The sequence below is a fragment of the Vulcanococcus sp. DEBay_Sum22DG08_74 genome (assembly GCF_017852955.1).
Lineage (GTDB): Bacteria > Cyanobacteriota > Cyanobacteriia > PCC-6307 > Cyanobiaceae > Vulcanococcus.
The window spans coordinates 1-7,992 of record NZ_JAFMKL010000077.1 but is presented as its reverse complement, the minus strand read 5'-3'; the positions used below and the strand labels follow the sequence as shown (position 1 = coordinate 7,992).

The following is a 7,992-nucleotide window of genomic DNA, read 5'->3' as shown; positions in this document are numbered from 1 at the left end:
TTCCGCTGAGGAAGTTGGTGCTGTAGCCAATCCAGGGGGTTTGGTTCTGGATTTGAGAGACGATGGCTGCGATCCCAAAACGATCGTGGCTGTAGCCGGCCTGGACCGTGCCCGTTCCACCCGAGCCCGCGGTGGCGATGCCGCCCAGGGCTGGATCGCCGAGGCCGCCGCGGTCCGCGACGTAGTTCGCACTCACGGCAAACCCGCTCTTTTGCCACCAGAGTCCCGCCCCGGTGCCGAGGTTCTTGTTGTAGGCCTCGGGTGCACCGTTGACGCTGGTGACATCGAGAACTGTCTGGCTGGGGTAGACGCTGGGCCAGATGGCCAGCATGTCGTCCTGGCCGATGCGCCCACCGAGTGAGACGGTGAAGTCGCCGGCAGGGAATTGATAGAAGAGCCGGTCGATTGAGATCTCGTTGGGCTTCCCGATCTCTTGGAAGGCCACCTCCAGTTGCGAGAGGTGGGTCGGTGCGGGGAAGGGGCCTCCAAAACTATTGCTGGAGAGCGTGAAGTTTCCGGTCCGCATCACCAGGCGCAGCAGGTCCTTGCCGCTGAAGCTCGTGTCGGAGTACAGCTCGAGTTCGTAGTTGAAGGAGGCGGCGCCGAAGCAGCGCCTGGATTGTTCAATGCCGTACTGCAGGAACTGGGGGTCGTCGTTTTGTTTTTCGACGTCCAGGGTTTCGGGGCAGCGGCTCACGTTCCGGCTTTGGGCATTGCCATAGAACTGGTTGCCACCGACCACGAAGACCGCCAGGCCGGAGAGTTTGGTGGTGGTGGAGAACTGGCTGGCCTCCAGCACGCCCACCTTGGCGTCAAGGGCATCGACCCGGCCTCGTAAGACGGCCAGCTCCCGCTCGAATTCCTTCGTCAGTCGCTTGAGTTGATCTGTGACCTCTGTGATTCGATCGAGACAGGTGTTCAGCAGGGCGGCGGCCTCGTAGCGGCTCAGTGCCTGCGTCCCGCTGAAGTTGCCGTTGGGGTAGCCGGCGACGCAGCCGTAGTGCTCGATCAGGTTGCTGAGTGCTTGATAGGCCCAATCGCTGGGTTGAAGATCGGAGAACTGGCTCAGCGTGTTGACCCGTTCCTGCTCCGCCGCGGGGCTGGGCTGGCTCAGTCCCAAAAGGCCAGCCAGGAGGAGCGGACTCAGCCGCGTGATCATCGTCATGGCAGGGTCAGAGTTGGCCCGCGAGGCTTTGCAGCTGGAGGGGGCTCACGCCGACCCGTTGCGGCGGGGTGGCACTGGGCAGGGCCTGCAACATCGCTTGCAGGGTGGTTTGGGCCTGGATCAGCGTTGAGCGCTCCGTATTGGGTTGCGCCAGGGCCGCTTGGATGACGGCGGAGGCAGCCAGCAGAAAACCGCGGGCATCTTGGTATTCGATCGTCTCGACGATCTGGCCCCCCGCTTCTGCGGCGGTGTATTCCGAGGCGGCGACAGCGGCCAGGGCGCGAGCAACAGCGATCGCCTGGGGGCTACTGAGGGGTGCCGGCGCAAGGGCCCGTTCCGCCTGTTGAATCCCTTGGCGCGCAGTGCCGAGCTTTGCCTTGACCAGAGCTGGCTCAGGATTGAGCCGCACCTGCTGGCGCAGGTCCTCGAGCTGGGATTTGAAGCTCGGGATCTGCCGCTCCTGCAAGGGGGACTCCACGGCGCCATAGAGCTCGTCCACTGGGTGTCCCACATGGGGCTCAGCCCCGCTGGGGTCGTTGCTGGCCAGCAGTTCTTCGGCGATGAGCAGGTGACCGCGCATCTGCTCGAGGACCACCAGCAGATCGAGCTCGGAGTCGATGGTGCGCTCCCCTTCACCGCCTTCACCCCCCTCTCCCAGGCTGGTGCTGTGGCCATGGTGGTCAGCGGGGGCGGCCAGCGCTGGGCTGAAGGGTGCCAGCACCGCCCCAGTGCTCATGCTGAGGCTGAGAAACAGCTCAAGGGCTTTGCGGGGAGCGGCCATGTCGCGCCAGGTTGAGCACCGACTTTGTCGTCCTGCGGCCCCTTGTCGAGGCCCTCAGGTCACGCCAGGTCGTATCAAATGGCACTGGGTTGGCGATCCCGTGCAGGGGTCACCTCAAACAGTCCCATGCAGCCCCGCTCAGCGATTTGATCTTGATGGGGATGGAACATGTAGCGCCCTGAGAAGGGATAGCGGAATTCGAGAATTTGGCGTTCCGCGATTCCAAGCGTCACCACATCGGTTCGCTCACGAAATCCTGAGCGGAGGACATCAAAGCTGTTGGCGTGAATGTGGAAGGTCAACGGCGCTTCCAGTTCGGTCATGTTCAACAGATAGAGGCGCACGAGCTGTCCCTGTTGGATCTGGATGGGGTGATGGTGATACCAGTCAGGTAGCCCGTTGAAGGCATAGAGCTCGTTTTGCCCGTCGTTGTTGAGGTCGTAGCCATGCATGACCAGCACGAGTTCATCGGCTGGTGCTCTCGCAACGATGGGGTCCACCAGCAGCAGGCCAAAGAGACCTTTGCCCACATGCCGGGTGACTGGGGCGATGTGGCAGTGATAAGGGAATAGCCCGGCCTCATCCAGGTCGAATTCATAGATCGTGCTGCGCCCTTGGCGCACCGGCTCGATCCCATCCATGGCCGCTGGATGGACCCCGTGGAAGTGAAGGCTGTGGGAGGTGCTGTCTCCATTGCGGAACACCACCCGGATCCGCTCGCCCTGTTGGGCCCGCAGGGTCGGTCCAGGGATGCGGCCCTCGAGGGTCCAGGCCCGAAACAACACGCCCGCTCCAAGGGGGACCGTGGTGCTTTGCGCTTCCACCTCAAAGACCCTGATGCTGCGTCCGTTTTCCTCGATGCGAGTCCCGCGGTTGAACGCCCGTAGGGCCTCGGTGGGATCAAACGGCGGGACGGGTTCCTGCTTCGCTTGCGCCGAAGACTTCAAGCCAAGGCCAGCGAGCGTTCCGCCGCCGATCACCAGGGTTCCCAGCTGCAGGAGGCGCCGGCGTGACCAACCCGTCGCGAGAGAGGGATCCAGCGCATCGGCGCGGCTTGCTCGATCATGCATCAGTCGCTGCTGTCGTCACGCGATGCGCTTTTCATTGGAGCCCCTGTTGTCTCCTGAACAGGCAGCGCAGATTTGCGGGCGATTGCGCCGCGCCGCGGACTGGCGCTCGGGGCAGGAGAGCGCGGGTTGGCATGCCCGGGGGGTGAAAAACAATCAGCAGTTGGATCGCTCCAGCCCGCTGCACCGGGAGCTGGTGGCTGCGATTGAACCGCGCTTGGCCGCGCATCCCCTAGTTCAGGCTGCGGCCTTTCCGCGCTCGATCCACAGCTTGCTGTTCAGCCGTTGCACCGCTGGCGAGGGCTATGGGCGTCACATCGACAACGCCTGGATGGAGGGAGGACGGAGCGACCTCTCGTTCACCGTCTTTTTAAGCCCGCCTGCTGACTACGACGGGGGTGCCCTCACGCTGGAGACTCCTGGGGGAAGCGAGAGCTTCCGCCTGCCTGCGGGACATGGTTTGGTTTATCCCAGTACGCAACTTCACAGCGTGGAGCCGGTCCTGGCAGGGGAGCGCTATGTGCTGGTGGGCTGGATTGAGAGCCGGATTCGCCAGGCGGAGCAGCGGGAGCTGTTGTTTGAGCTCGATACGGCCCGCAGGGCGTTGTTTTCAAGAACGGGAAAAGACGAGGTCTTTGATCTCATCAGCCGCAGCTACAGCAACCTGCTGCGGCGTTGGGATTGCTGAGGGGCTCTGTCCATTCAGTTCTGTGATCACTACTCTCTGGGCAGTGATCGGCTGACGGTTCATGAGCAAGGCACGGGACATGATCAACGCCCACCTCTTTCCGGTGTTGGCGCTGATTGCCACGGCCAGTTCGGTGTCGATTGCCCTGTCCCTCGGTGCGATTGGCGGGCAGTCGGTGCGTTGGAACAAGTGCTTCAACACCTCGCTGGAGTGGTATCAGCGCAATCAACCGAGCCTGAGCCTGGATGAACAGAAGGCCTGGTCCGCACGCTTCTGCAATGGCGGTGCCTTGGTGAAGCCCACCCCTTGAGCTTGCCCCTCGAGCGTTGCAGGGAGATTGCGGGGTTTGAGGACCTTGTCATCGCCTTGGGCTACAGCTCGCTGGATCAGTGGATCGCCAGTTGGAGCGCCAGAGGTGGCCTGAGCATTGCCCAGGAGCTCTGGCCGCCCGGCGTTGATCCGGCCTGGATTGCAGCGGTGGGTTTACCCCTACTGGATCAGCTCCAGCGGCTGGATCGCGGCGCAGAGCGCTCCCTGCTGGGCCTGGCGGCGATGCCGGGTTGCGGCAAAACAACGCTCTGTGCCTGGCTCAAGCGGGCAGCGGCCTCCCAGGGCCTGGCCGTTGAGGTGGTGTCCCTCGATGACTTCTATTTCGAGGGGCAAGCGCTGGACGCGGCGATGCGGGGCAACCCTTGGCGGGCGCCCAGGGGCATACCCGGTAGCCATGACGTGGAGCTCCTGCAGCACTGCCTGCGCCAGTGGCGCAGCGACGGTGCGTTTGAGTCCCCCGTGTTTGACAAGTCCCTACGGCAGGGCTGCGGGGATCGCGCCGGTTGGAGGGCGCTGAAGGCCGATCTGCTGATCCTGGAGGGCTGGTTTGTCGGGGCGGGTCCCTGGCCGGCGAGCGAGCCTGATCTGATGTCCCTGGCTCCCGGAGAATCGGCCTACCGGCCAGTGATTCAGCGGAACCTCGCCCCCTACCAAGCGCTCTGGCGCGAGCTCGATTGTTTCTGGCAGCTCAGGCCCACAGCCCTCTCCCATGTGATGGCCTGGAAGCGCCAGCAGAACCAGACCCAGCAGCAACAGACGGGTGCTGGCCTGAGTGATCCAGAGCTCGAGGCGATGACGCGCAGTCTTCAGGTCTGCATGCCGGAAGCGGCACTGGTGGCCGGCCGCTCACCCGATGTGGTGCTGCAGGTGACTGCCCAGCGCGGGCTGCAGGCGGTCGAGCTGGCGGGCGGTTAGCGACAATCCCCCAAGGCAGCCCTGCCCACCCAGTCGCCACAGCATCCGTGCACTTCCAGGACATCATCCAGACCCTGAACCGTTTCTGGGCCGAGCGGGGTTGCCTGATCCTTCAGCCCTACGACACGGAGAAGGGTGCGGGAACGATGAGCCCCCACACGGTGCTGCGGGCCATTGGTCCTGAGCCCTGGGCGGTGGCCTATCCCGAGCCCTGCCGCCGGCCCACCGATGGCCGCTATGGCGATAACCCCAACCGAGCGCAGCACTACTTCCAGTACCAGGTGCTGATCAAGCCCAGCCCGGATGCGATCCAGGAGACCTACCTGGCCTCGCTGGAGGCCCTGGGGATCCGCGCCAAGGAGCACGACATCCGCTTTGTGGAGGACAACTGGGAGTCCCCCACCCTGGGCGCCTGGGGTGTGGGCTGGGAGGTCTGGCTCGACGGCATGGAGGTGACCCAGTTCACCTACTTCCAGCAGTGCGGTGGCATCGACTGCCGGCCGGTGTCGATTGAGATCACCTATGGCCTGGAGCGTCTGGCCATGTATCTCCAGGACGTCGAGAGCATCTGGGATCTCTCCTGGGACGGCAACCGCTCCTACGGCGACATCTGGTTGCCGTTTGAGAAGGGCCAGTGCACCTACAACTTCGAGGCCTCCAATCCAGAGCGCCTCAAACAGCTGTTTGCGATCTATGAGGCCGAGGCGGCGGACCTGGTGGCCAAGAAGCTGCCGGCTCCGGCCCTGGACTTTGTGCTGAAGTGCAGCCACACCTTCAACCTGCTGGAGGCCCGCGGCGTGATCTCGGTGACGGAGCGCACCGCGACAATTGGCCGCATCCGCAACCTGGCCCGTCAAGTCGCCGAGGCCTGGCTGGAGGAGCGCGAGGCGTTGGGGTTCCCGCTGCTCAAGCAAGAGGCGGCGGTCCCGGCCTAACTGCGGGAACGCTCACCCCAGTCCGGCTGGGGTGAGGTTTGCCGCTGCTGCTGTTGTGCGGAGCCCTGGCGGCGTTGTCGCTTGGGGTGCTGCCCCTTCCGCTCGCCGCTCGAACCGCTCTGGCTGTTCTGCTGGGGTTGCTCCAGTTCGATGGCTGCAGCCGTAGGGGCTGGCCGTTACTGAGGCGGCTTGCGCTGCTCTTGGCCCTGCTGCTTCTGGGGACCTGGGGCTGGATCGGCCGTCCCCATCCCTTGGCGGCGGACCCGGTGCATTGGATCCCGGCGGCGCAGCGTTCCGTCCCGGTTCAGCTCCAGGCCGGCCTGCTCCAGGACACGCGTCCCATGGGCGAGGGCTGTGCGGTGTTGGCGGAGCTGCCGCAGGGGCGGCTGCGTTTGCGCTTTCGCCCTTGCCCGCAGCTCCAGCAGGGCTGGCGGCTGCAGCTTGAGGGACGTCTGCAGCGCTTGCGTTCGGGACCGCACCCCCTGCTGCCTGGGGCGGCGGAGCGTTTGGCCGGCAAAGGGGTCTGGAGTGAACTCCAGGTTGAGCGCTGGAGCCTGATCGCCCGCCCGCCCACACCCCTGGCGGATCTGCGGCGACGGATTGCGGCGGAACTGCGGCGGGTAGGCGGAGAGCAACCGGGGGGGCTGCTGGCGGCGTTGGTCCTGGGGCAGGCGATGGTCCCCTTGCCGCTGAGCGTCAAGGAGGCCTTCCGCGCGGCGGGGCTCTCCCATGCCCTGGCGGCCAGTGGGTTTCACCTGAGCGTCCTGCTTGGGGCGGTGCTACTGCTGACGCGGCGTGCTTCGGCCCTGGTGCGCTGGCCGGCGGCCTTCGGGGCGATGGGCATGTTTGGCCTGCTGGCGGGTGGTCAGGCTTCGGTGGTCCGGGCCCTGTTGATGGGGGCGATGGCGTTTGTCCTGAAGGAGAGCGGCCGGCGTTCGCGGCCCTTGGCCTTGCTGCTGCTCTGTCTGCTGTTGATGCTGCTTTGGCGCCCCAGCTGGCTGCTGGATGTGGGCTTTCAGCTGAGCGCGGCGGCCACGGCGGGTTTGATCCTCTCGGCCGGCCCGCTGGAGGAGCGGTTAGGCCTTTGGCTCCCGAGCTGGGCCGCCGGGGCAATGGCGATTCCCCTGGCCGCCTCGCTCTGGACCCTGCCGCTGCAGCTGCTGCACTTCGGGGTGGTGCCCAGTTACGCCGTCCTGGCCAATGTCCTGGCCGCTCCGCTGCTGACGCCCCTGACCTTGGGGGCCATGGCGATGGCCCTGACGGCGGTGCTTCTCCCACCGCTGCTCGCGGCCATGGCATTCCTGCTGGTGCCGCTGGCCCAGCTGTTGCTGGCCCTGGTGCAGCTGATGGCGGGCTTGCCGCTGGCCCAGTTGCCGATCGGCCGGCTGGGACCGCTGTTGCTGTTGCTCACTTTGGCGGGACTGCTGCCGTGGTGGCTGCCGGCGGCACGCCGCTGGCGCCTGGTGGTCTTGCCGCTGCTGCCGCTGGCCCTCGGCCTGCGCCTCTGGCAGCAGAGCCGAGACCAGTTGCTGCTGGTGCGTCAGGCGCCGCGTCAGTGGATCGTGGCGCGCCACCAGGGCCGGGCTGGCCTGGTGAGCCTGAAGGCCGACCCCAGCAGTTGCCGCCGCGCGGAGCAACTGGCCCAGGGACTGGGGATTGCCCGCTTCGATTGGCTGCTCCTGCTGGATCCGCTGCCGGCCGAGCCCAAGGGCTGTTGGTCGCGCCTGGCGCTGACGACGGTCGATCGGCTCTTGCCGCAGCAGCGCCTCAGGAGTCCAGGCTTGGAGGTGAGCCGCCTCAGCGCCGATAGCCAGGGCCTTCTGCTGAGCGCTGGGCGGCAGCGCTGGCAGGTGCTGCCCGATCGGCAGGCCTGGTGGAGCTGGCGTCGCCAGGGCCGCGGCGGCGGCTCGCTCTGGCTGGGCTTTGTGCCAACGGCGCGCGAGCGCAAGGAGCTCCAAAAGCGCCGGGGGCTTGCGGCCTGGTGGCCCCCTGCCGGTTCCACCAGCGGATGGCACCAGAGCTGAGCTGGCGGCTTGATCCGTACACTGGCCGGGTCGCCTGGAGAGGTGGCTGAGTGGTCGAAAGCGAACGACTCGAAATCGTTTGAAGGG

At 65.8% G+C, this 7,992-nt stretch carries 8 protein-coding genes; 5 read left to right on the top strand and 3 right to left on the bottom strand.

All coding sequences use genetic code 11. The annotated features are described in order from the left end of the window. From QZ184_RS08575 to QZ184_RS08565, 3 genes are all read right to left on the bottom strand, one after another. On the bottom strand, positions 1-1,165 hold a 1,165-nt coding region (locus tag QZ184_RS08575; protein WP_363159704.1), incomplete at its 3' end, for an iron uptake porin. 7 nt (positions 1,166-1,172) lie between these two features. Then, a complete protein-coding gene (locus QZ184_RS08570; RefSeq protein ID WP_247479390.1) occupies positions 1,173-1,946 on the bottom strand; it encodes a hypothetical protein in 774 nt (257 codons plus the stop codon). Positions 1,947-2,020: 74 nt separating this feature from the next. After that, positions 2,021-3,016: a multicopper oxidase domain-containing protein gene (locus QZ184_RS08565; protein WP_296416311.1), complete on the bottom strand. Its 996-nt coding sequence runs from the start codon at positions 3,014-3,016 to the stop codon at positions 2,021-2,023. A 22-nt stretch (positions 3,017-3,038) separates the two neighbouring features. Between QZ184_RS08565 and QZ184_RS08560 the strand changes: the two genes are divergently transcribed. The 5 genes from QZ184_RS08560 (at position 3,039) to QZ184_RS08540 (ending at position 7,905) form a co-directional block, all read left to right on the top strand. Beyond that, on the top strand, positions 3,039-3,701 hold the full coding sequence (locus QZ184_RS08560) for a Fe2+-dependent dioxygenase (protein ID WP_363159701.1): 663 nt from the start codon (positions 3,039-3,041) through the stop codon (positions 3,699-3,701). Between the two features lie 61 nt (positions 3,702-3,762). Further along, positions 3,763-4,011 carry a hypothetical protein gene (locus tag QZ184_RS08555; protein ID WP_010312864.1) on the top strand — a complete coding sequence of 83 codons (249 nt, stop codon included), beginning with the start codon at positions 3,763-3,765 and terminating at the stop codon, positions 4,009-4,011. Next, positions 4,008-4,946: a hypothetical protein gene (locus QZ184_RS08550; RefSeq protein ID WP_296419082.1), complete on the top strand. Its 939-nt coding sequence runs from the start codon at positions 4,008-4,010 to the stop codon at positions 4,944-4,946. The genes QZ184_RS08555 and QZ184_RS08550 overlap by 4 nt, the downstream gene beginning before the upstream one ends. Before the next feature lie 47 nt (positions 4,947-4,993). Continuing rightward, on the top strand, positions 4,994-5,881 hold the full coding sequence (gene glyQ / locus QZ184_RS08545; RefSeq protein ID WP_010318148.1) for a glycine--tRNA ligase subunit alpha: 888 nt from the start codon (positions 4,994-4,996) through the stop codon (positions 5,879-5,881). A gap of 38 nt (positions 5,882-5,919) precedes the next feature. After that, positions 5,920-7,905 (top strand): ComEC/Rec2 family competence protein, encoded by a 1,986-nt coding sequence (locus tag QZ184_RS08540; RefSeq protein WP_296419079.1) that lies wholly within the window; start codon positions 5,920-5,922, stop codon positions 7,903-7,905. Positions 7,906-7,992: the final 87 nt, after the last annotated feature.